Origin of the sequence: Streptomyces mobaraensis, from assembly GCF_020099395.1 — a bacterium.
Classification (GTDB): Bacteria; Actinomycetota; Actinomycetes; order Streptomycetales; family Streptomycetaceae; genus Streptomyces.
The window spans coordinates 4,982,236-5,005,882 of record NZ_CP083590.1; the positions used below are offsets into that span (position 1 = coordinate 4,982,236).

14 protein-coding genes are annotated in these 23,647 nt (G+C 72.1%); 5 read left to right on the plus strand and 9 right to left on the minus strand.

The genetic code is table 11. From position 1 onward, the window contains the following. Positions 1 to 4 precede the first annotated feature (4 nt). The 3 genes from pepN (K7I03_RS21775) to K7I03_RS21785 all read right to left on the minus strand — a co-directional run bounded on the left by pepN (K7I03_RS21775) (position 5) and on the right by K7I03_RS21785 (position 7,313). A complete protein-coding gene (gene pepN / locus K7I03_RS21775) occupies positions 5 to 2,578 on the minus strand; it encodes an aminopeptidase N (protein ID WP_185944940.1) in 2,574 nt (857 codons plus the stop codon). Positions 2,579 to 2,605: 27 nt separating this feature from the next. Further along, the gene (locus tag K7I03_RS33875) at positions 2,606 to 6,148 is read right to left on the minus strand and encodes a TerD family protein (RefSeq protein ID WP_185944941.1); all 3,543 of its coding nucleotides are present in this window, start codon (positions 6,146 to 6,148) and stop codon (positions 2,606 to 2,608) included. A gap of 136 nt (positions 6,149 to 6,284) precedes the next feature. Then, the gene (locus tag K7I03_RS21785; protein ID WP_185944942.1) at positions 6,285 to 7,313 is read right to left on the minus strand and encodes an aspartate-semialdehyde dehydrogenase; all 1,029 of its coding nucleotides are present in this window, start codon (positions 7,311 to 7,313) and stop codon (positions 6,285 to 6,287) included. A 166-nt stretch (positions 7,314 to 7,479) separates the two neighbouring features. Between K7I03_RS21785 and K7I03_RS21790 the strand changes: the two genes are divergently transcribed. Both K7I03_RS21790 and K7I03_RS21795 read left to right on the plus strand, forming a co-directional pair. Further along, complete coding sequence (locus K7I03_RS21790; RefSeq protein WP_185944943.1) at positions 7,480 to 7,776, plus strand: hypothetical protein; 297 nt, start codon at positions 7,480 to 7,482, stop codon at positions 7,774 to 7,776. Continuing rightward, positions 7,773 to 8,270: a hypothetical protein gene (locus K7I03_RS21795; protein ID WP_185944944.1), complete on the plus strand. Its 498-nt coding sequence runs from the start codon at positions 7,773 to 7,775 to the stop codon at positions 8,268 to 8,270. Before K7I03_RS21790 ends, K7I03_RS21795 begins: the two co-directional genes overlap by 4 nt. A gap of 98 nt (positions 8,271 to 8,368) precedes the next feature. Here the strand turns inward: K7I03_RS21795 and K7I03_RS21800 are convergent, their stop codons facing one another. Then, complete coding sequence (locus K7I03_RS21800) at positions 8,369 to 11,698, minus strand: S8 family serine peptidase (RefSeq protein WP_398857684.1); 3,330 nt, start codon at positions 11,696 to 11,698, stop codon at positions 8,369 to 8,371. A gap of 519 nt (positions 11,699 to 12,217) precedes the next feature. Here K7I03_RS21800 and K7I03_RS21805 point away from each other — a divergent pair. Next, complete coding sequence (locus K7I03_RS21805; RefSeq protein WP_185944946.1) at positions 12,218 to 13,942, plus strand: TIGR03767 family metallophosphoesterase; 1,725 nt, start codon at positions 12,218 to 12,220, stop codon at positions 13,940 to 13,942. 46 nt (positions 13,943 to 13,988) lie between these two features. Here the strand turns inward: K7I03_RS21805 and K7I03_RS21810 are convergent, their stop codons facing one another. Further along, complete coding sequence (locus tag K7I03_RS21810) at positions 13,989 to 15,023, minus strand: hypothetical protein (protein WP_185944947.1); 1,035 nt, start codon at positions 15,021 to 15,023, stop codon at positions 13,989 to 13,991. Positions 15,024 to 15,141: 118 nt separating this feature from the next. Further along, a complete protein-coding gene (pepN, locus tag K7I03_RS21815; protein WP_185944948.1) occupies positions 15,142 to 17,739 on the minus strand; it encodes an aminopeptidase N in 2,598 nt (865 codons plus the stop codon). A 173-nt stretch (positions 17,740 to 17,912) separates the two neighbouring features. On the opposite strand from pepN (K7I03_RS21815), the gene K7I03_RS21820 reads away from it, so the two are divergent. Further along, entirely contained in the window at positions 17,913 to 18,572 is a 660-nt protein-coding gene (locus K7I03_RS21820; RefSeq protein WP_185944949.1) for a mycothiol-dependent nitroreductase Rv2466c family protein, read from the plus strand. Positions 18,573 to 18,666: 94 nt separating this feature from the next. Continuing rightward, positions 18,667 to 19,329 carry a hypothetical protein gene (locus K7I03_RS21825; RefSeq protein ID WP_185944950.1) on the plus strand — a complete coding sequence of 221 codons (663 nt, stop codon included), beginning with the start codon at positions 18,667 to 18,669 and terminating at the stop codon, positions 19,327 to 19,329. Between the two features lie 176 nt (positions 19,330 to 19,505). Here K7I03_RS21825 and K7I03_RS21830 read toward each other — a convergent pair whose 3' ends face one another. From K7I03_RS21830 to K7I03_RS21840, 3 genes are all read right to left on the minus strand, one after another. Beyond that, positions 19,506 to 20,147, minus strand: a complete 642-nt coding sequence (locus K7I03_RS21830; protein ID WP_185944951.1) for a superoxide dismutase — start codon at positions 20,145 to 20,147, stop codon at positions 19,506 to 19,508. Between the two features lie 177 nt (positions 20,148 to 20,324). Beyond that, entirely contained in the window at positions 20,325 to 21,740 is a 1,416-nt protein-coding gene (locus K7I03_RS21835) for an amino acid permease (protein WP_185944952.1), read from the minus strand. Positions 21,741 to 21,926: 186 nt separating this feature from the next. Continuing rightward, positions 21,927 to 23,324 carry an amino acid permease gene (locus K7I03_RS21840; protein WP_185944953.1) on the minus strand — a complete coding sequence of 466 codons (1,398 nt, stop codon included), beginning with the start codon at positions 23,322 to 23,324 and terminating at the stop codon, positions 21,927 to 21,929. Between the last annotated feature and the right edge of the window lie 323 nt (positions 23,325 to 23,647).

A 23,647-nucleotide genomic window follows, 5' to 3' on the forward strand; every position in this document is an offset into this window, starting at 1 on the left:
CCGGTCAGGCGGCCGCCGCCGCGTCCGCCGCCTGGGCCTTCAGGGCCCGCTCGACGCCCGCGCGGGACTCCAGGACGAGCCGGCGCAGGCCCGCGCTCGGGTTCGCGGAGGCGAGCCAGGCGTCCGTCGCGTCCAGGGTCTCCCGGGAGATCTGGAGCGCGGGGTAGAGGCCGACGGCGATCTGCTGGGCGACCTCGTGGCTGCGGGTCTCCCAGATGCCCTTGACGACGGAGAAGTACTTCGCCGCGTAGGGCGCCAGCAGCTCGCGCTGGTCGGCGACGACGAAGCCGCTGATCACGGCTTCCTGGACGGCGTTGGTGAGCTGGTCGGACTCGACGACCGACGCCCACGCCTCCGCCTTGGCCTCCACGGTCGGGCGGGCCGAGCGGGCCGCGGCCGCGTGCTGCTCGCCGGCCGAGGTGCGGTCGCGGTCGAGCTCGGCCGCGATGGCCTTCTCGTCGGCGCGGCCGGTGGCGGCGAGGCGGGTGAGCAGGTCCCAGCGCAGGTCGGTGTCGACGGCGAGGCCGGCGACGAGCTCGGTGCCCTCCAGCAGGCCGGCGAGGAAGTCCAGGTGCTCGTCGGTGCGGGCGGTGGCGGCGAACGCGCGGGCCCAGGCCAGCTGGTGGTCGCTGCTGGGCTCGGCCGCGCGGAGCTGTTCGAGCGCCGCGTCCGTCCACTTCCGGAGCCCGGTCTCACGCCAGTCCGGCGCCGCGTACAGGTCGAGGGCCAGCTTGACCTGCCGCTGGAGCGACTGGACGACGCCGATGTCCGACTCCTTGGCGATGCCCGAGAGCACCAGCTCCAGGTAGTCGCGGGTGGCCATCTCGCCGTCGCGGGTCATGTCCCAGGCGGAGGCCCAGCACAGGGCGCGCGGCAGCGACTCGGCGAAGTCGCCGAGGTGGGCGGTGACGGCGCGCAGCGACTCCTCGTCGAGGCGCACCTTCGCGTACGACAGGTCGTCGTCGTTGAGCAGGACGACGGCCGGGCGCCGCTGCCCGACGAGGGCCGGGACCACGGTGAGCTCGCCGTCGACGTCCAGCTCGATCCGCTCGGTGCGGACCAGCTTGCCGTCCTTGAGGTCGTACGCGCCGATCGCGATCCGGTGCGGGCGCAGCGTCGGCTCGCCCTGCGCGCCCTCGGGCAGCGGGGTGGCCTCCTGGCGGACGGCGAAGGAGGTGATGACGCCGTTGCCGTCCACGGTGATCTCGGGGCGCAGGACGTTGATGCCGGCCGTCTCCAGCCACGCCTTCGACCAGGTCTTCAGGTCACGGCCGCTCATCAGCTCCAGGGCGCCGAGCAGGTCGGACAGGCGGGTGTTGCCGTAGGCGTGGGTCTTGAAGTACGCCTGCACGCCCTGGAAGAACTTGTCCTCGCCGACGTACGCCACCAGCTGCTTGAGCACCGAGGCGCCCTTGGCGTAGGTGATGCCGTCGAAGTTGACGAGGACGTCGTCCAGGTCGCGGATCTCGGCCATGATCGGGTGAGTCGAGGGCAGCTGGTCCTGCCGGTAGGCCCAGGTCTTCATGGAGTTGGCGAAGGTGGTCCAGGAGTGGGGCCACTTGGAGCCGGGGGCGGCGGCCTGGCAGGCGACCGACGTGTAGGTGGCGAACGACTCGTTCAGCCAGAGGTCGTTCCACCACTTCATGGTGACGAGGTCGCCGAACCACATGTGGGCCAGCTCGTGCAGGATCGTCTCGGCCCGCACCTCGTACGCCGCGTCCGTCACCTTCGACCGGAAGACGTACTGGTCGCGGATGGTGACCGCGCCCGCGTTCTCCATCGCGCCGGCGTTGAACTCCGGCACGAACAGCTGGTCGTACTTGGCGAAGGGGTAGTGGTAGTCGAACTTCTCCTGGAACCAGTCGAAGCCCTGCCGCGTGACGTCGAAGATGGCGTCCGCGTCCAGGTACTCGGCGAGCGACGGCCGGCAGTAGATGCCCAGCGGGACCGTCCGGCCGTCCTTCTCGTAGGTGCTGTGCACGCTGTGGTACGGGCCGGCGATCAGCGCGGTGATGTACGTGGAGATCCGCGGGGTCGGCTCGAAGCGCCAGATCCGGTCCGCCGGGGCCTCCGGCGTGGGCGAGTTGGAGATGACCGTCCAGCCCTCGGGGGCCTTCACGGTGAACCGGAACGTCGCCTTCAGGTCCGGCTGTTCGAACGACGCGAAGACGCGGCGGGCGTCCGGCACCTCGAACTGCGTGTACAGGTACGCCTGGTCGTCCACCGGGTCCACGAACCGGTGCAGGCCCTCACCCGTGTTGGTGTACGCGCAGTCGGCGACGACGCGCAGCTCGTTCTCCCCGCCGTGCAGCGACGGCAGGGTGATCCGGCTGTCCGCGAAGACCACGGCCGGGTCCAGCGCCTCGCCGTTGAGTACGACCTCGTGCACGGTCGGGGCCACCAGGTCGATGAACGTCTCGGCGCCGGCCTCGGCGGAGTCGAACCGCACGACCGTCTCCGAGCGGAACGTCCCGCCCTCCTGCGCGCCGGAGAGGTCGAGGTCGATCTCGTACGCCTCCACCGTCAGCAGCGTGGCCCGCCGCTCGGCCTCTTCGCGGGTCAGATTCGTGCCTGGCACCTGGGCATCTCCTTCGCATCACGCGTGTCATGACGTTCCCGGCCATCCTTCCACGGAGGCGGCGTCAGGCGCCTGCCGTGGACTGCCGTGCGCCCCGCCCGCCGTGAGCCGCCAGGCCCGGTGCGCGCGGACCTGGAGGCAGCCCGCCGGGACGTGGTGGACGCCGATCCCGGCGGCCACCCGGTACAGCGGCGCCAGGTGCTCGTCGAGCGCCCACAGCTCCGGCCGGGGGATCTCGTCGAGGAGCGGCTCGCCGTCGTCGAAGTCGTAGTCGAACCGGACGGGCCCGGGCGCGCCGGTCCAGCGGACGACGTCATGGCCGTGGCCGCCGATCGCGGTGGCGAACGACCGGATCTCCTCCGGCGGGCGGAGCGTCAGCTTCCAGGACTGGTCGCCCGCCGCCGTCACGAGGACGTACGTGGGCGCGCCGGGCCGCGCGCGCAGCGGGCCGTGCGCCGGGCGCGGGGTGTGCGCGCGGGTCACCCGGACGCGGGCCAGTCCGCCGGGCTCCAGGCTGGTGACGTGCACGGGCCCCGCTTCCGCCGAGGTCAGGGTGAGCGCCGCGGGCGGGCCGTGGTGGACGAGGACGTCACAGCCGGCGCCGGTGACCCCCTCCGACAGCGCTTCGTCGGTCAGCGGGCGGGCGGCGGAGAGCGGGAGGAGGCGGAAGCGCCAGCGCGTGAGGGCGCCGAGCTCCAGCCGGGTGGCCGTCTCGCCCTCCGTGAGCCCGGTGAAGAGGAGGCGGCGGCCCTGGAACCCCTCGTCCTTCGCTATCAGCTCGCGCGTGTCGCCGTACGGATCGATCTCGGTGACCGCGAAGAAGTCGGAGCCCTCCAGGTCGTACTCCAGGATCACCGGCGAGCCGGGGCACGGGTGGGTGATCTCGACGACCTCCAGGTTCCGGCCCTGTCCCGCGTACTCGGCGAGCACCCCGCCGGCGTCCGCGGCGTCCGGCTCGGGCACGGCGGAGGGCAGGGCGGCGAGCGACCAGGGGCCGTCGGCATCGACGAGGAGCAGGCAGGGGCCGGCGACGGGCGTCACGTCGATCAGCGCTCCCCGGCCCTGGGCGAGCACGTCGGCGCCGTCCCGGTCGGCCGGGTCGCCCTCGGGGTAGACGGCGCGGAGCGTGAGGCTGCCGCGGTCGGCCCGGCCGCCCGTGTGGTTGACCCGCAGGTCGGCGGCGGGTCCGGAGTAGCGCAGCACGTCCGGGCCGGTGCCCTGGAGCGTGCCGTCCGGCTCCAGGGTGCGCGCCTCGTCGAGCGGCAGGAACGTCAGGCTCCACTGCCGCCGCGCCGCCACCCGCAGGGTCGGCGGCCGGCCGGCCCGCGGCGTGAACACGGCCCGCCCGCGGAATCGGCCCGTCCCGGACAGCAGCGGGCTGGCCGTCCGCCGCTCCCCGTCGGCCGTCTCCACCGACTCCACGACCTCCACCGCCGCCGGACCACCGGGACTGGCGAACTCGACCAGCACGGGCCCGTCGGGCAGCGGCCCATCGGGGACGACGTCCTCGTCGCCGGTGCCGGTCTGCTCCCAGGGGATGAAGGCGGGGGTGGCGGTTGTCAGGGGGCCTTCGGCGAGGGGGGTGGCCTCGGTGGCCGGGGTGACGTCGGTGAGGGGGACGGCTTCCGAGGCTGGAGTGACGTCCGTGAGTGGGACGGCTTCCGAGGCCGGGGTGACGTCGGTGATGACGACGGGTTCGGAGGCCGGAGTCGCGTCGGTGACGGGGACGGCGGGGGTGGCTTTCGAGGCGGGGGCGGCGTTCGCGGGCGGAACGGGGGCAGGCCCGCCGGCGTGGCCCGGAGCGCCGCCGAGCGCCGTGTCGTCGGCCGGGCCGGCGGTGAAGGGCAGGCCGGCGGACGGGGAGTCGGTCGCCGGTGCCTGGGCCCGCGCCGACGCTTCCGACGCCGAGTCCTCGGTGCCGGGCTCGGACGGGACCGGGCGGTTCGTGATCCGCCCGACCACGGCCCGTTCCTCGGCCGGGTCCGCCGCGCCCTGCTCCGCCACGCCCGGCCCCTCCACCGGCGTCGCCGTCTCGGCCGTCTCCCGCGCGGGCGAACCGACGACGGCGAGGCCGACGGTCGGCGCGTCGGCGAGCAGCGAGCCGAGACCGCTCCCGGGGACGGGCGGCCTCAAGACGGGCTCGGGCGGCACCGCCGTGCCGGCCCCGTACGCGGAGGCGGTATCACCCGGGGCGGCATCACCGAGGGGGACGCCACCGGGAACGACGTCACCGGGAGCGCTCGGAACGGGCGCTTCCTGACCGGCCGCGGCGCCCGAGTGAAGCCCCGGACCGGGCACGTGCGGAGGGTAGGCGGGAATCTCCGGTACACGTGCCGGAGCACCGGGAACGGAAGCGTCGACGCCGTGCCCCCGGTACCCGAGGGTGTCCGCCCCGGCGGCACCGGACGGCGAACCGCCCGTCCCGGGTACGTAGGCCCCCGCGTCCACCGGGTACGGCGGTTCGTGCGGCGGTACGACTTCGGGCGCGGGCCCGCCCATGCCCGCAGGCGCCTGCGCGCCCGTACCGCCCCCGGCATCGGACGACGAACCGCTCAGCTCGAAGGCGTAGGAGCGTGCGTCCGCCGGCTCTGACGGTGCGGCGCCGAGCGCGTGGCCGCCCGAGCCTTCCGGCACCACCGCGCCGTTACCGTCCCCGGACCCGGCCGACAGATCGCCCGCTCCCGGCAAGGGCCCGCCCGCCTCGGGCGCGTAGGCCCCCGGACCCGGCACGAGGCTCCCCGCCTCCCCGTTGAACGCGTGATCGGCCACCACGGGGTACGGCTCCGCTCCCGCCCGGTGGCCACCGTCCGCGTGCGCCGCATACGCCACATCACCCCCGAGACCACCCCCGAGGGTGTCCCCGGGACCGACGCCGTCCCCGTACGTCGCGTCGCCCCCCGCCCCCGCCCCCGCGCGGTGCGCCTCGACCACGCCGCCGAGGCCGGAGGCGTAACCCCGGAGGACGGCCGCGAACCGCCAGCCGCTGCCGCCGCCGTCGTCGTCGTACCGGCGGAACTCGCCGAGGACGGCCGCGGTGGCGGTCGCCACGGCGGTCGCCCCGGAGTCCACGCCGTCCCGGCCGTCCCGTCCGCCGGGACCGCCGAGCTCGTCGGAGGCGCCGATGCCGCCCGGCCCGCCCCGCCCGTCCGCGTCGTCGAACCGCACCCCGTCCTCGACGGCGACATGGGCGACCGGGGTGCCCCCGGCCGTCGTGACGGCCAGGCCGAGGCCGGGGACGCGGCCGAGGGCGCGGCCCTTCGTGGCGGCGGCCACGACGATCCGTGTCACGTCCGGCTCGATCCGCGCGGGGTCGATCACCAGCCACTCGGCCACCAGGCCCGCCTCGCCCTCCGAGGTGCCCAGGTGGTGCACGGCCCCGGAGGGGTGCCCGGCGTGCTGGGAGGAGACGAGGTCGGCGTCCGCGCGGAGCGTTCCGCGCGCGTCGAGGAGCAGGGCGGCGACGGTGAGGGCCCCGGCGTCGGGGAGTGCGGGCACGGCGGTCCAGGTGACCGCGGCGTGCAACGGCTCGGCCGGGACGGTCAGATGTTCGCCTCTGGCTATCCGGTTCATGAACGGAACTCTCCCACGGGGGTCGGACATCGCGGCCCGAATAAGCCCGCCGGGCCCGCGCCTGCCCCGCCCCGGCCCCGGAACGGCGAAGGGCGGGGCCCGAAGGACCCCGCCCCGCCGTATCGCCCGAAGCAGCTCAGCCGCGCAGCTCCGCGGCCACCAGCTCCGCGATCTGTACCGCGTTCAGCGCCGCGCCCTTGCGCAGGTTGTCGCCGACGACGAAGAAGGCCAGACCGTGCTCGACCGTCTCGTCGACGCGCACGCGGCCGACGTAGGTGACGTCCTTGCCCGCCGCCTGGAGCGGCGTCGGGATCTCGGACAGCTCGACGCCCGGGGCGTCGGCGAGCAGCCCGTAGGCGCGCTCGACGCTCAGCGGGCCGTCGAAGGAGGCGTTGACCTGCACCGAGTGGCCGGTGAAGACCGGGACGCGGACGCAGGTGCCGGAGACCTTGAGGTCGGGGATCTCCAGGATCTTGCGGGACTCGTGGCGGAGCTTCTGCTCCTCGTCGGTCTCGAACAGGCCGTCGTCCACGATCGAGCCGGCCATCGGCAGCACGTTGAAGGCGATGGGCCGCTTGTAGACGCCGGGCTCGGGGAACTCGACGGCCTCGCCGTCGTGCGTCAGCTCGGTGGCGTGGTCGGCGACCTTGCGCAGCTGCCCGTCGAGCTCGGCGACGCCGGCCAGGCCGGAGCCGGAGACGGCCTGGTAGGTGGTGGCGACGAGGCTGCGCAGCCCGGCCTCGCGGTGCAGCACCTTCAGGGCCGGCATGGCGGCCATGGTGGTGCAGTTCGGGTTGGCGATGATGCCCTTGGGCCGGTCGGCGACGGCGTGCGGGTTGACCTCGGAGACGACGAGCGGCACCTGGGGGTCGCGGCGCCAGGCGGACGAGTTGTCGATCACGACGGCGCCCTGCCCGGCGACCTTCTCCGCGAGCGCCTTGGAGGTGGCGCCGCCGGCCGAGAAGAGGACGATGTCCAGCCCGGTGTAGTCGGCCGTGGCCGCGTCCTCGACGGTGACGTCCGTGCCCTGCCAGGCGATCGTGGACCCGGCGGACCGCGCCGAGGCGAACAGGCGCAGCTCCGTCACCGGGAAGTCGCGCTCGGCGAGGATCTTGCGCATGACTCCGCCGACCTGTCCGGTGGCTCCGACGATTCCGACTCTCACAGGGGGGCTCCCATTGCTCGTCTAGGACATATGCGTCTCTGCCGGACGACGGTGGGACCGGTAGGCGCGGTTCCATCATGCGGGAGTGGGGGGCCCGGAAGTCCAATTCATTGGGCGGCGTATCAATCCCCGGACAGCCGTAACACGCGGTGCTACGCTCACGTACATGGCGCCCAAGGAGCGATTCAGCATCAGCATGGACCCCGATCTCAGGGAGGCCCTCAGGGAGCACGCGAAGGCCATGGGCTTGGACGTGACGGCTTACGTCACGGCCGCCGTCCGCCGTCAAATGGCGGAGGACGAGGAGGTCGCCCGCCGCTTCGCCGCGATCGACGCCGAGATCGCCCGGACCGAGGCCATGCCCGCTCCGGAGGGCGCGGAGCCCGAATTCTCCGCTGAGGAGCTCGCCGCGGCTCGGGCCGGCCTGGCCAAGGCGCTCGCCGCCGGGCGGGAAGCTGCGTGAGCACATCCGTCTTCGTGTACGACGCGGGAATGCTGATCGCTCTGGAGCGGCAGGACTCCGCGGCCCGGCTCCTGCACCGGCTCCAAACCGAAGGCGGCCATCCGCCGGTGGTGCCACTGCCGGTCCTGGCTCAGGCGTGGCGCCCGGGACGCTGGACACCCCTGAGTCGGGTGATCCCAGAGTGCGTGATCTTCGGCGTCCGGGCGGTGCCGGCTCCACCCTGCGGCGTCTGCATCGCGGGACACACGGAGGACGATGCCCGGCGCGCGGGACGGCTGCTGGCCACCGCGGCGGTTCCGGAGCAGAAGCGTCCCGACGCTGTGGACGCCTTGGCCGTGGTGGTCGCGGCCCGGCACCCCGCGGCGATCGTCGTCACATCCGATCCGTACGACCTCACCGCCTACCGCGACGAGCTGGCTGACGGCACGAACGTTCAGGTCCTCGCGGTCCCGGACATCGCGGGGCTCCTGGCTGGGAAGCGTGTCCTGCGCTGACCCGCTGCCCAGCGCCGAACGGAGCGGGCGCCCGGAAGATCGAGCAGGGCGGGCGCCCGGAACCGGACGCCCGCCCCGTCTGATCAGTCACCGACCGGTCAGGAAACGACCTTCTCGATCGTCACGCTGCCGGTCCCCGCGACCGTCCCGCGCTCGTTGACGAGCTGGACCTCGCCGGAGAACGTCCGGCCCTCGGGGGCCGCGCCGGCGACCACGACGTCGGCCGTGACCTGGGCGGACTGGCCGTTGCCGAGCTTGACGGACTGGCCGGCCGGGACCTTGACCTCGCCCAGGGAGGGGGCGAAGTAGACGTCCCGGTAGTCGTAGGCCGTGGTGCCGGAGGGCACCTCGTAGCCGGTGACCTCGACCGTGTACTCGCCCGGGGCGGGCTTGGTCAGGACGACCTGCTCGTCGGAGCCGCCACTGGTGGAGGAGCCGACCGGCTTGCCGTCCTTGTAGACGGTGAGGTCGAGGTCGGCCTTGGGGTCGGCGGCGCCGCCGATGGCGGCCTCGAAGCGGGTGACGCCCTCACCGATGGTGACCTTGGACGTCTGCTTCTGGCCCTTGGCGATCTCCTGGCGGGCGACCTTGGACGAGCCGAGGCGGCCGCCCTGGAGCTTGCCGTCGAGCTGGGCGAAGTTGTTCGTCGCCTTCCAGGTGACGGTGGCCGGGGTGCCGACCTTCGCCTCCTTCACCTTCTGCACGGCCGGGTCGAAGGAGGCGCCCAGCACGGTGGCGGTCACCGTGTAGGGGTTGTCCAGCAGCGGCGAGGTGCGCCGCGACTCGACCTCGATCTCCCAGACGCCCGGCAGCGGGTTGGCGTACGAGCGCACGTCCGGGCGGCAGGCGTTGGCCGGGTTGTTGTAGTTGGGGTAGCAGTTGGTCGTGGTGGTCGGGTCGACCGGGACGCCGTAGGAGTTGATGGCGATGAACCGGGTCTGGCTGTCCTTCGCCAGACCGCTCATCGCGATCTCCAGCGTCTTGGCGCCCTTGGGCACGGTCACGAAGTACGAGGTGGTGGCGTTGCGCTGGGCCGTACCGCGCTTCTCGACCCGGTAGGCCGGGGCGGCCAGCGGATCCGCGACCACGACCGTCGTCATGATCTGCTTGTCGATGCCCTCGGTGCGGTCGTCGTCCACGGTGAGGATCGCGCTGTGGATGCCCGCCGACTTCGGCTTCGCCGTGACCTTGACGGTGACGGGCTTGTTCAGCGGCAGCCGGACCTCGTCACGGCTCGCCAGCTTGAACGTTCCGTCGTTGTTGCGCCACTTCAGCTCGTGCCAGACGTCCTTGTCCGGACCGGAGGTGCGGGTCACGGTCACGTCGTACGTCTTCGACTGGCCCGCCTTGAGGCCGCCCTCGCGGTCGTAGAGGCCGGTGCCGAAGCCGGGCGTCTTCAGGGAGCCGGAGAGGGCCGTGGAGACCGGCGCCTTCACGGCGTACTCGTGCGCGGTGGCCTTGTGGCGCAGCGCGCTCCACGCCTCGTTGATGTCGATCAGGCCGGAGCCCTGCTCGTACGCCTGGAAGCCCTTGATCTGCTTGGCGGTGCTGGTGAGGGCCGTGCGCAGGTCGGCGGGGGTGAGCTTCATCCCCTTCTGCTTGGCGGCCGAGATCAGCAGCGCCGAGGCGCCCGCGGCCTGCGGGGAGGCCATCGAGGTGCCCTGGAGCATGCCGTAGCCCGGGGGCAGGTCGTAGCCGGACTCGGCGACGGGCGCGCCCGGCTCCCAGGTCGGCGTGGTGTTGATGGACGCGCCGGGGGCGGTGATGACCGGCGCGAAGCCGCCGTCCTCGCGCGGGCCGCGGGAGGAGAACGGCATCATCGCGTACTTGGTCCGGACCTCGGACCCGTAGTTGGCGGCCCAGGTCTCCTTGGAGACGGAGGCGCCGACGCTGAGGACCTTGTCCGCGAGGCCGGGGTCGCCGATGGTGTTGGCGCCGGGGCCGCTGTTGCCCGCGGAGATGACGAGCTGCACGCCGTAGGTGTCGATGAGGCGCGTGTAGAGCTCGGAGCGGGCGTTGTTGCCGTCGTTGAGGGCCGGCAGGCCGCCGATCGACATGTTGACGATGTCGACGCCGTGGTTGACGACCAGGTCGATCATGCCCTCGGTGAGCGCGACGTTGGTGCAGCCGCCGCTCCAGGTGCAGGCGCGCGAGGAGACGATCTTCGCGCCGGGGGCGGCGCCGCTCATCTTCCCGCCGAACAGGCCGTTGGCCGCGGTGATGCCCGCGACGTGCGTGCCGTGCTCCGACTCGATGACGCCGATGTTGACGAAGTCGGCCTTCTTGCCGGCCCAGTTTCCGCCCTTCGGGTCCATCGGGACGTCCTTGCGGACCTGCACGACGAACGGGATGCGCTCGGCGATGGCGGTCTTCGGGTCGTCCTTGCCGAAGTAGCCGACCTGGTAGCCGTCCTTGTACGGCTTCATCTCGGCGTCGTTCCGGAAGTCGCCGTCGTCGTCGAGGTCGACGCGGACGGTGCCCTTGGCCTTGTCGTAGAGGACGGCCCAGGAGTCGGTGGTGTCGCCGTCCCGGTTGAGGTCGCCCTTCATGTCGCCGCCCGCGGTCGCGCTCTCCCGGAACAGGGCCACCTGGTAGGAGCCCGCGGGGGCGGTGTAGGTGCGGCCGTTGAAGGAGAACGAGGAGCCGGACACGTCCTGCGTCATCGGCAGCCAGGTGCCGTCGTCGTCCGCCAGCGGGTCGGTGGACGTCACCCAGTCGACGATCTTGCGCTCGCCGGTGGTGGTCTTCTGCAGCGCGGGGTGGGCCAGGTCCACTCCGGAGTCCAGGACGCCGATGGTGACGCCCCGGCCGTCGGCCTTGGGGTGGTCCTCGACGAAGTCCACGGCGCCGGTCTCGAAGGCCGGCTGGTACGGGTTCTTGGCCGGGGTCCGCTTGTCGGGCGCCGGGTAGGAGCGGCTCTTGGGCCCCTTGGCGCCCGCCACCGCGTCACCGCGCGGCGTCGGGTCGGGAAGCTTGATCTCCTGCTTGAGGTCGATGCCGTGCACCGACGACAGCTTCTGCGCCTCGGCGATCACGGCGTCGGCCTTGGCGGTGGGGACGGTCGCCCGGACGTAGCCGAGCTTGTCGTACTCCTTGCCCACCGAGGCGCCCTGGACGGAGTCGAGCTTCCCGGCGATCTGCCCCGTCTGGCCGGGGGCGGTGGCGATCATCATGGTGACGGTCCGCTCGCCCGCGGACTTGGCCTTGGCGAGCAGGTCCGCGCCGTGCGAACCGAGCTTGTCCTGCTCGGGGCCGGCCGGCTTGACCGGGCCCGGGGCCGGCGTCGCGGCCGGCGGTTGCGGCCCGTCGGCGAAGGCGGGTGCCGCGCCCGTGGCGGCGAGTGCCACCGCCGCGGCGGCGGCGACGGCTATTCGGGACGCGCGTCTCGCGCCGCCGCGGGACGCGTGGCGAGATGTGGGGGTGTTCATGGACATCCCTGGCTGGTGAGTGAACGGCTGCCGACGGCAGGTCCGGATATCGGAACCGGATGGGGGCTCACTTTTATGGAAGTGACGGGCTTTTGGGGAGAGTTGCCAGGGAGGGAAAATAAAGATGGCGTAAACCCGCCAGCACGCACAGTGGGAGGAAGCGGGACGGACGCCGTGAACCGTTCACGAGGGGTCCGCCGGGGGTTCCCCTGAGAGACGAGGGACGGGGGTCCACGGTTCAGCCATTCAGGGCAAACGGAGTACAGCGGGACCGGCGGGGCCATAGGGTTTTCGGGGATGCTTTCCCCGTCGGGTGAACGCTGAGTGAGGTCCGGCGTTCCAGGGGACGAGTCCTCTATGTCGCTTGCAGTAGCCAAGATCGATGTGAGGTGATCGGCGGCGACCGTTGCCGTCCTGTTCACGCCCAGGTCATGCGCGCTGCCAACGATCCTCGGTGACAGCAGCCGCAGACCGCCTGCACCTCCGCTCGCATTCGCGTTCGCACTCGGGGAGACCGCCATGCACAGCAGATCCGGCAGATCAGCCTCGCACTTCGACCGCCGCGGGTTCCTGGCCGCCGCGGGCGCCGTCGGCACCGGCCTCGCCCTGGGCGCCGCCGGTTCAGCCGCCGCCGACGAGCCCGTCCCGCACACCCCGGGCGCGCTCCCCGACGGTGGCGCGGCCGGCACCGAGACCGCGGCCGCCCCGACGGGCGCCGGCACCACGCTCGCCTCCGTCGCCGCCCCGCGCGGCACCGGAAAGTACAAGCGGCTCGGCGACGGCCCCGGCTGGCCCCGCGTCGTCCGTACGGAGCTGGCCCCCGCGCGCGCCGACCGCACCCGGCGGCGCACCACGCTCGCGTCGTTCGTGCAGTTCACCGACCTGCACCTGACGGACGTCCAACACCCGCTGCGCTACGAGTTCTTCCGCGCCGGCGGCGAGGGCGCCTGGCGCCCGCACGAGGCGCTCACCCTGCCCGGCGTGGCCTCCCTCGTCGAACGCGTCAACAAGCTGCGCCGCGGCCCGGCCACCGGCACCCCGCTCCGCTTCGTCATCACCACCGGCGACAACGGCGACGAGAACGCCAAGATCGAGGCCGAGTGGTTCCTCACCGCCCTCAGCGGCGGCCGGATGAACCCCAACACCGGCGACCCGCGCCACTACGAGGGCGTCCAGAACAGCGGCCTCAAGCTCTACTGGCACCCCGAGAGCTCCCTCCGCGACCAGGACAAGGCCGTCGGCTACCCGCGCATCCCCGGCTACCTCAACGCCGCCATGAGGAGCGTCAACAGCCCCGGCCTGAACATCCCCTGGTACTCCACCTTCGGCAACCACGACCTGCTCTCCGGCGGTTGCTACCCGGCCGCCGGCTCGTTCATCAGCGACGTCGCCGTGGGCGGCAAGAAGCTGTACACCATCTCCGCCGACGAGGCGAAGTGGCTGATGGACGGGGAGTTGCACGGCGCCGACCCCAAGGGCAAGCGCATAGAGGAACTGCTGCGCAAGCACAAGAAGGAGCTCCGCAGCGTCACCCCGGACGCCCGCCGCGTGCCCCTGACCCAGCGTCAGTACGTCGCCCTGCACCTGGACCGCCGCTACACCGGCCGCGGCCCGGTCGGCCACGGCTACACCAAGGACAACCTCGATTCAGGCAACCTCTACTACAGCTTCCGCGTCTCCGACCGGGTCGTCGGCATCAGCCTCGACTCCACCGACCCCGGCGGCCACTACCAGGGCTCCATCGGCACCGCCCAGCTCGACTGGCTGGACCGCACCCTCAAGGCGCACCGCGACGAGTACGCCCTGGTCTTCAGCCACCACCCTAGCTGGAGCATGAACAACACCGTCCCCGACCCCGCCCGCCCCAACGAGCAGCGGCACGGCGGCGACGAGATGATCGCCCTCCTCCAGCGCCACAAGAACGTCCTCGCCTGGATCAACGGCCACAGCCACCGCAACCGCATCCGCCCCCGCGGCACCTTCTGGGAGATCGCCACCGCCTCCCACGTCGACTACCCGCAGCTCGCCCGCGTCATCGAGATCACCGACAACCGCGACGGCACGATCTCCCTCTACACCACCCTCATCGAATCCGCGGCCCCCCACCGCACCGACTACCACGACCTCTCCCAGACGGGCCTCGCCGCCCTCTACCGCGAACTCGCCTTCAACGCCCCGGGCAACGACCCCACCCTGGTGGGCGAGGCGACGGACCGGAACACGGAGTTGCTGCTCAAGCGGTGACGCCGCCGGGCGCGCGGGCCGCGCGCCCCGGCCCGGCCACGAGCCGTCACCGCGGCAGCACCACCACGTACCCCCGTGCCCCCCGCTCCACCGACGTCGCCAGGGCCGTGCGGATGACGGCGGCCTGCTGGTCGGGGGATTCGCGGAGTTTGCGGGGGGTGAGGTGGACGACGGTGAGGCCGAGGTGTTCGAGGTGGTGGCGCTTCTGGGCCTGGCGGGTCCAGGTGGCGTCGGGTTCCTGGCGGGGGGCGCGGGCGTCGATCTCGACGACGACGCCGTGGTCGGGCCAGTAGGCGTCGACCGGGCCGAGGGACGGGCCGCCGGGGAGGCGGAGTTCGACGTTCCAGAGCGGGGCCGGGAGGGCGTGGTCGGTGACCATGGCGTAGAGGCGGTCCTCGGCCAGGGAGCGGCCCTCGGCGAGGAGGACGTCGACGGCGTCCACGATGTGCGAGCGGTTCAGCAGCCGGGCCCGGGAGAGTTCGCGGACCAGCCGGGCCGCCTCGCAGTGGCCGCCGCGGACGGCCTCGGTGAGGAGCCGGCGGATCTGGTCGGGGTCGGTGAGGCGGGTGACGGCGTCCGTGACGGCGCGGGCGACCGGGGCGACCGGGACGCCGGTCACCAGCCGGGGCCGGGGGACGGTGTGGGTGCGCACGGGACGGACGAAGCCGGTCTCGCGGAGCCGCCGGGTGCCGGGGACGAGGACGTCGATGTGGTCGATGCGCAGCAGCGGGGGAGCGCTGGTGAAGCGGTAGAGGGCCAGCGCCGCCAGGCCGGTGATCATCGCCTCCCCGTAGGGGGCGCCGGCCTGGGCGCCGCGCGGCTCCTGGGCCGGGATGCCCTGGGTGCGGGCCCGGGTGTACATCAGGGCGGCGTGCAGCCGCTCCTCGCTGGTGGCGGGCCCGGTGTGGAGCAGGTAGACGCCGGGCAGCAGCTGCTGCCAGGGGCCGCCGGGGCGGCAGCGCTCGTTGACCGTGGACGAGGGAACGCCGTGCTCGCGCAGCTGCCGTGAGGTGAGGACGCGGTGGCGGACGTCGGAGAGGTGGTGGAGCGGGCGCGGGGAGAGGGGGGTCTCGTAGCTCATGACCCGCCCATTCCCGCGCCGCGCCCGCTCCTTAACCCCTGTTACAGGCTCGTCGACAAGTGGGGACAACTCCGGGCAGATGCACGGGAGTTCGATGAGCGGAAGTGATCGGGAAGGGTCATGCCGCCGCGTCGCACTCCTGTGCCTTCAGGGCGCGCGCCAGGTCGTCCCGCGCCTCCAGCACCAGCCGGCGGAGGGCCGGCGGGGCGTCGGCGTGCTCCGCGAGCCAGGCGTCGGTGAGGTCCAGGGTCCGCCGGTCGTCCTGGAGCATCGGGAACAGGCCGCGCACGATCGCCATGGCGATCTCGATCGACCGCTCCCGCCAGACGCGCTCCAGCGCCGCGAAGTACGGCTCGACGTACGGCGCGAACAGCTCCCGCTGCCCCGGCTGGTCGAAGCCCGCGAGGGTGGCCTCGGTGAGCGCGTTGGAGAGCGTGTCGGACTCGACGACGGTCGCCCACGCCTCCGCCTTGACCTCCGGGTCCGGGCGCGAGGCCAGGCAGCGGACGTGGTGGCGGCGGCCGGACGCGGTGTCGTCGCGGGCGAGTTCGGCGTCGACCATCGCCTTGTCGGCCGCGCCCGCCGAGGCCAGGGCGGCCAGGAAGGACCAGCGCAGCTCCTGGTCGACGTCCAGGCCGTCGATCCGGGCGGTGCCGTCGAGCAGCCCGCGCAGCAGCTGGAGGTCGGCCTCGGTGGTGGCGGTCCGGGCCAGGAACCGGGCCCAGGCCAGCTGGTGGCCGCTGCCCGGCTCGGCCAGCCGCAGCTCGCTCAGCGCGCCGCGGGCCAGCTCCGCGGCGCCCCGCTCGCGCCACTCCGGCGCCGCGTAGTGCGTGAGCGCGGTGCCGGCGCAGAGCTGGAGCATCTGGAGGACGCCGATGTCGGTCTCGGCGCCCGCGAAGCGCAGCACCAGGTCCAGGTAGTCGCGGGCAGGCATCAGCCCGTCGCGGGTGAGGTTCCACAGCGCGGACCAGCACAGGGCCCGGGCCAGCGGGTCGGTGAGCTCGCCCAGGTGGCCGCGGAGGGTGGCGAGCGACTGCTCGTCGAAACGCATCTTGCAGTACGTCAGGTCGTCGTCGTTGACGAGGACGAGGTCGGGCCGCTCCGCGCCCCGCAGCTCGGGGACGACCGTGCGCGGCCCGGTGACGTCGACCTCGACGCGCGCGTAGCGCACCAGCTCGCCGGCCTGCCGGCGGTAGAGGCCGACGGCCACCCGGTGCGGACGCAGCTCGGGGTGGCCGGCCGGGGCCTCCTGGAGGACGGCCAGTTCGGTGACGCGGTCGGCGGCGTCGTACGTCAGCTGCGGCGTCAGCGAGTTGACGCCCGCGGTCTGCAGCCAGGACCGCGACCAGGCGGTCATGTCGCGCCCGGAGGTCTCCTCCAGGACGGACAGCAGGTCGGTCAGGCGCGTGTTGCCGTACGCGTGGCGCTTGAAGTAGCGGCGCGCGCCCTCCAGGAAGGCGTCCCGCCCGGCGTAGGCCACGAGCTGCTTGAGCACCGACGCGCCCTTGGCGTAGGTGATGCCGTCGAAGTTGAGCTTGGCGTCCTCCAGGTCGTGGATGTCCGCCGTGACCGGGTGGGTGGAGGGCAGCTGGTCGGCCCGGTACGCCCACGCCTTGCGCTGGTTGGCGAAGGTGACCCAGGCGCTGGTGTAGCGGGTGGCCTCGACCTGCGAGAACGAGCCCATGAAGTCGGCGAACGACTCCTTGAGCCACAGGTCGTCCCACCACTCCATGGTCACCAGGTCGCCGAACCACATGTGCGCCATCTCGTGCAGGATCACATTGGCCCGGCGCTCGTACGCCGCCTCCGTCACCTTGCCGCGGTAGATGAACTCCTCGCGGAAGGTGACGCAGCCCGGGTTCTCCATCGCGCCGATGTTGTACTCCGGGACGAACGCCTGGTCGTACTTGCCGAAGGGGTACGGGAAGTCGAAGTGCTCGTGGAAGAAGTCCAGGCCCTGCCGGGTGACGGTGAGGATCTCGTCCGCGTCGAAGTGCGGGGCCAGCCCCTTGCGGCAGAGCACGGAGAGCGGGATCTCCAGCGTGGTGCCGTCGGGAAGCTTGTGGTTGTAGTGGTCGCGGACGACGTGGTACGGGCCCGCGACGACCGCCGTGATGTAGGTGCCGATCGGCTTCGTGGGGACGAAGCGCCAGGTCGCCGCCGTGTCGTCGGCCGGCTCCACGGGACCGTCCTGGGCGCCGTTGCTGATCACCGTCCACTCGGCGGGGGCCGTCACGGTGAAGGTGTAGGGGGCCTTGAGGTCGGGCTGTTCGAAATTGGCGAACACCCGGCGGGCGTCGGCCGGTTCGTAATGCGTGTAGAGGTAGACCTCGCCGTCCTCGGGGTCGACGAAGCGGTGCAGCCCCTCGCCCGTCCGGCTGTAGGCGCAGTGGGCGTCGACGGTCAGGACGTTCTCGGCCGCCAGGCCGTCCAGGGTGATCCGGGTGCCGTCGAAGACCTCGGCGGGGTCCAGCGCGCGGCCGTTGAGCGTCACGGCGGCGACCGAGGGGGCGACGAGGTCGGCGAAGGAGGAAGCGCCCGGCTCGGCGCAGCGGAAGCGGATGGTGGAGACCGACCGGAAGGTGCGCGGGCCGCCGTCCGCCGGGTTCTCCGGACCCACCGCGGACCGCAGGTCCAGCGCCACCTCGTAGGCGTCCACGGTCAGCAGCGCGGCCCGTCGCCGGGCCTCCTCACGGGTCAGGTTCTCACCGGGCACGGCGGGGCTCCCTCGTCTCGTCTGCGGCGTCTGTGTCTTCTCGTGTTCGGCGTGCGTACGAAGCAGTCCTTCGACGTGTTTCGAACATCAGGAATCATGGCACGCACGGCGTGGTTGCAACCGTGACCGTCCTGCTTCCCGTGGAGACCCGCGAAGACCCGAGGAGACCCCGCATGACCGAGACCAAGACCAAGGCCGGGACCAAGGCCGAGAAGGTCACCGCCGACTTCTGGTTCGACCCGCTCTGCCCCTGGGCCTGGATGACGTCCCGCTGGATGCTGGAGGTCGAGAAGGTCAGACCCGTCGAGGTGCGCTGGCACGTGATGAGCCTGGCCGTGCTCAATGAGCACCGCCTCGACGAGGTGGACGAGAAGTACCGCGAGCTGATGACCCGGGCCTGGGGCCCGGTGCGGGTGTGCGTCGCCGCCGCCAAGGAGCACGGCGAGGAGGTGCTCGGCCGCCTCTACACCGCGATCGGCACCCGCTTCCACAACCAGGCCCTCCCGCAGGAGCGCGCGACGCTCGTCGCCGCGCTGGAGGAGGCCGGCCTGCCCGCCTCGCTGGCGGACGCCGCCGACACCGACGCGTACGACGACGAGCTGCGCGCCTCGCACCGGACCGGCATCGAGAAGGTCGGCGAGGACGTCGGCACCCCGGTGATCGCCGTACCCGGCCCGGACGGCTCGGAGGTCGCCTTCTTCGGCCCGGTCGTCACCCCCGCCCCCAAGGGCGAGGCGGCGGCGCGGCTCTGGGACGGCACCCTGCTGGTCGCCTCGACGCCCGGTTTCTTCGAGATCAAGCGGACGCGGACGGTGGGGCCGATCTTCGACTGATCCACGGGCCGCCTCGGGAGCTCCCGGAGGGGCGGTCCCCCGACCGAACCCGGTCGGCGCGCGCCCGTCCCTCCCCTCCCTTAGGGTCCGAACCATGGGCCAGACCGACCTCTCCCGGCCGCTGGGCCGCGACGGCGGCTGGGCCGAAGCCGAGCCGCCCTGCCGCAACGCCGCCTTCGCCGAGCTGCCCGTACGCCCGTACGACCTGCTCACGCTGGGCGCCTGCCGGGCGCTGGCGGCCCTGTGGTCCGCGCTGCGGCTGCGCCGGGCGGCGGGCATGCTGCGGCACTACGTGCGCGGTACGGGCGGCGTCCGCCGGATCGACGCCGACGAGCTGCTTGCCCTGCCGCCCGTCCGGGCCGCGGTCGACGAGCAGCTTGCCCGCTGGCGCGCGGAGGCGCTCGACCGGTGGGCCGGGGGCGAACGGTGGTCGGGGGAAGACCCGTGGCCGTTGGGCGAGCGGACGCCCGCCGCGTACCCGGCGGACAGCGGCTGGCGCGACCTGCTGATCACCCGTCGGACACACCCCGACTGGTGGCTGGCCCTGCGCTGCGTCGAGTTCCGGCTGACGGGCACGGTACGGGTGGACGCGGCGGGTGAGGCGGCCGTCGACTACCGCTTCGCGGTGCACAAGGCGTGGAACTTCGACCGGGGAAAGTCGGAACTCGGCGTTCCGTTCGCGCCGTTCGCCCGCCTCCACGAGACGGGCCTGGCCCGGGAGTTCACGGTGACGGGCGAGGCGTTCGGGCACGGCTGATCCCTGCATGGGCCCGTAGAGGCGCCCGGGGATGAGAGCATGGAGGAAGGCCCCGCGCGCATCGACCGCGCGGGGCCTTCCCGTGCCTGCCGCGTGACACGGGTGAGAAGACGATCACGAGCAGGCCGTTCGGGGGGCCTCCTGCGAAGAGGCTCGGGCCCGGATGGGGCTCGGGCTCAGGGGGCGAGCAGCAGCGCGTTGACGCGCTCCTTAGCGGCGGCGTAACGCTTCGCCACGTCCTGCCAGTTGACGACCTGCCACATGGCCTCGATGAAGTCCACCTTCTGGTTCTTGTACTGCAGGTAGAAGGCGTGCTCCCAGGCGTCGAAGACCAGGATCGGGGTGGAGCCCTGGCCCACGTTGCCCTGGTGGTCGTAGACCTGCTCGACGATCAGCTTGCCGCTGAGCGGCTCGTAGGCGAGGACGCCCCAGCCGGAGCCCTGGGTGGTGGCCGACGCCTTGGACAGCTGCGCCTTGAACTTGGCGAAGGAGCCGAAGGACTCGGCGATGGCGTCGGCCAGCTCGCCGACGCCGTCCTTCTCCAGGGGCTCGCCGCCGCCGTCGCCGGTCATGTTCTGCCAGTAGATGCTGTGCAGGATGTGGCCGGAGAGGTGGAACGCGAGGTTCTTCTCCAGGCCGTTGACCGCGCCCCACTGGTCCTTGTCCCGGGCCTCGGCGAGCTGCTCCAGCGTGTCGTTGGCACCCTTGACGTACGCCGCGTGGTGCTTGTCGTGGTGCAGCTCGATGATCTTCGCGTCGATCACCGGCTGGAGCGCCGCGTAGTCGTACGGAAGTTCAGGAAGTGTGTAGATGGCCATGCCGAGCCCTCCGACTGCTTATTGCAATTAACTTGCAGGTAGACGCTATCAGCAAGTGCGTCTTCTTTCCCTTCGGACCATGGGTCAAGGGGCCTTCTCCGTCAAAAGACCGAGGCGGGGTCGGTCCTGGAGCTCAGGACCGACCCCGCCTCGGGGTTGCTGGAGATGGACGGGCCGTCAGCTCCGCCGCCGCGCCGTGGCGCGCTGCCGCAGGTAGCCGGTGAGGGCGAGGGCGACGGTGAGGGCGGCCGTGGCGTAGAGCTGCTGGGCGGTGTCCTTCTCGCGCAGCATCAGGCCGAGGGTGCAGACGATGCCGAGGAGCGCGGCGATGGTCAGGTACGGGAACCACCACATCCGCACCACGAGCCTCCCCGGCTGCTCCTGCTGCAGCCGGTGCCGCATCATCAGCTGGGTGACGGCGATGAAGCCCCACACCACGAGGACGGCGGCGCCCGTCATGTAGAGCAGCCACTTGAAGACGGTGTCCGGCCACCAGTAGCTGAGCAGCACCGCGAAGAAGCCGAAGGCGGAGGAGGCGACCACGGTCCGCCGGGGGACGCCGGAGGAGACCTTGCCGAGGAAGCGGGGGCCCTCGCCGCGCTCGACGAGCGAGTGCGCCATCCGGGACGCGCCGTAGATGTTGGCGTTCATCGCGGAGAGCAGCGCGATCAGCACGATCACGTTCATGATCTCACCGGCGGCGGGGACGTCCAGGTACTTCAGGACCGCCACGTAGGGGCCCTCCAGGACGGACTTGTCGGTCCACGGGATCAGGGTGACGACGACGAGCATGGAGCCCACGTAGAAGAGGGCGATCCGCCACATCGCGGTGCGCACCGCCTTGGCGACGCCCTTGACCGGCTGCTCGGACTCGGCCGCGGCGATGGTCACCGTCTCTAGGCCGCCGTACGCGAAGACGGAGGCGAGCAGGCCGGCGACGAGGCCGTCGGTGCCGTTGGGGAGGAAGCCACCGTGGCCGGTGAGGTTGTCGGTGCCCGGCGCGTCGGTGCCCGGCAGCAGGCCGCAGATCGCCAGCACGCCCAGGACCAGGAAGGCGCCGATCGCCGCCACCTTGAGGGTGGCGAACCAGAACTCGAACTCGCCGAAGTTGCCGACGGCCGCCAGGTTCGTGCCGCAGAAGACGGCCATGAACAGCAGGACCCACATCCAGGAGTCCGTGGACGGGAACCACTTGACCATGATCGCGGCGGCGCCGATCGCCTCGACGGCGATGCCCACGCAGAGCTCGATCCAGAACATCCAGCCGGCGGTGAAGCCGGCCCACGGGCCGATGGCCTTCTCCGCGTGCACCGAGAAGGTGCCCGACGCGGGGCTGGCCGCGGCCATCTCGCCCAGCATGCGCATCACGAGCATCACCAGGAGCCCGGACACCGCATAGGCGAGGACGATGCCGGGGCCCGCGGCGGCGATGCCGGTGCCCGAGCCGACGAAGAGGCCGGCGCCGATCACGCCGCCCAGGGCGATCATCGAGAGATGGCGCTGCTTGAGGCCGTGCGACAGGGCGGCGCCGTGGCCCGGCGCCGCATCGGTGACCTCGCGCTCGGGCGCGGGGGTCGCATCTGTCCGAGTCATGGTCGTGTCTGTCCCCGTGGAATGAGTGATGAAAGGGTTGTTACAACAGGCAACAACCCGGAAAAGTTGCCTCAGTGTGGGGGTGATGTTCGCTCAGGACAACACTTGTCACACGGATGTCCGATATTTAGACGCGAGGATTACTCTCCGCACCTGATATATCGCCAGAATCAATATCTTTACGCGCTAAGCCCGGTCGCGACGGCGGATCCGGAACTCCCGGATCCAGGCGACGGCGAGCACCGCGCCGGTGGCCGCCGCCGACCACAGCAACTGCGGACGGGCGGCGTCGTCGGTGAGCATCAGCACCAGCACCGCGGCCATCCCGGCCAGGGCGGCCCAGGTCAGATAGGGAAAGCACCACATCCGCAACGTCAGCCGCTCGGGCATCTCCCGTTCGATGCGGCGGCGCAGCCGCAGCTGCGAGGCGGCGATCAGGCCCCAGACGAAGAGGAGCACCGCGCCGACCGAGTTGAGCAGATAGCGGAAGATCGAATCCGGCCACTCGAGATTGAGGACGACGGACGCGAAGCCGAACGCCACGGAGGCGAACACCGCCCGGCGCGGCACCCCGCCGCGCGAGACCGTCAGCAGGGAGCGCGGGGCCTCGCCGCGCTCGGCGAGCGAGAACACCATGCGGGACGAGCCGTAGAGGTTGGCGTTGAGCGCCGACAGCAGCGCCACGAAGATCACGATCTGCATGATCTGGCCGGACGCCGGCACCCCGATGCGGTCCAGCACCGCCACGTAGGGGCTCTGCCCGGGCTTCAGCGACGACCAGGGGAGCAGGGTGACGATGACGAGCATCGAGCCCACATAGAAGAAGAGGATGCGCCAGACGGCGCTGCGCACCGCGCGGCCCACCGCGCGCTCCGGGTCCTCGGACTCGGCGGCGGCGATCGTGACGACCTCCAGGCCGCCGAAGGCGAAGGCCACCGCGAGCACGCCGGAGATCACCCCGCTCCAGCCGTTGGGCAGGAAACCGCCCTGGCCGGTGAGGTTGGAGAGGCCCACGGGGTCGGTGTCCGGGAGCAGCCCGAAGATCGCCAGTAGGCTGAGGCCGAGGAAGAGGAGGATCGCGCCGATCTTCAGGGCGGCGAACCAGAACTCGAACTCACCGAAGTTCTTCACGGCCGTGAGGTTGGCGGTGGTGAACACCACCATGAACACCAGCACCCAGGCCCACTGCGGCATCCCCGGCACCCAGCCGTGCGCGATCTGCGCGGCGGCCGTCGCCTCCACGGCCAGCACGATCACCAGCAGGAACCAGTAGAGCCAGCCCACCGTGAACCCGGCCCAGCGGCCGAGCGCCCGCTCCGCGTGCACCGAGAACGAACCGGACGCGGGCATCGCCGACGACAGCTCGCCCAGCATCCGCATCACCAGCATGGCGAGGGCGCCCGCCAGCAGGTAGGAAATGATGATCCCGGGGCCCGCGACGGAGATCCCGGCGCCCGAGCCGACGAACAGGCCGGCGCCGATCACGCCGCCCAGCCCCAGCATCGTCAGGTGCCGCTGCTTGAGCCCCGCGGACAGCGGCTCTCTCTCACCGGCGAGCGGCTCGGCGGGGGGTGCGTCGTGCATGGGGCTCGTACTCTCGGTTCGTGCGGCGCGCGCCCGGGGCGCGCGGGATGCGGTGGCGCGACGTCTCGGCGGTGCCCGCGCCGCCCACGGGTCGGCGGGGGCGCAAAGCATGCGACACGTGAAAAGTGCGCGCAAGTCTCACCATTCTCCCGGTGCGGCGGCGTGAACCAAGCCGAGCGGCCCTTTCGGTGACGAGCATCACTCGGTCCGTCGCCGACTTCGGGAACCTTCCAAAGCGGGTGGAGGGCCTTTGTGACGGCTGCCTCATGCCGATTCGAGAGAGCTGGGCTAACGTCGCGGTGTTCTGTGTATGAGCCCCGTAA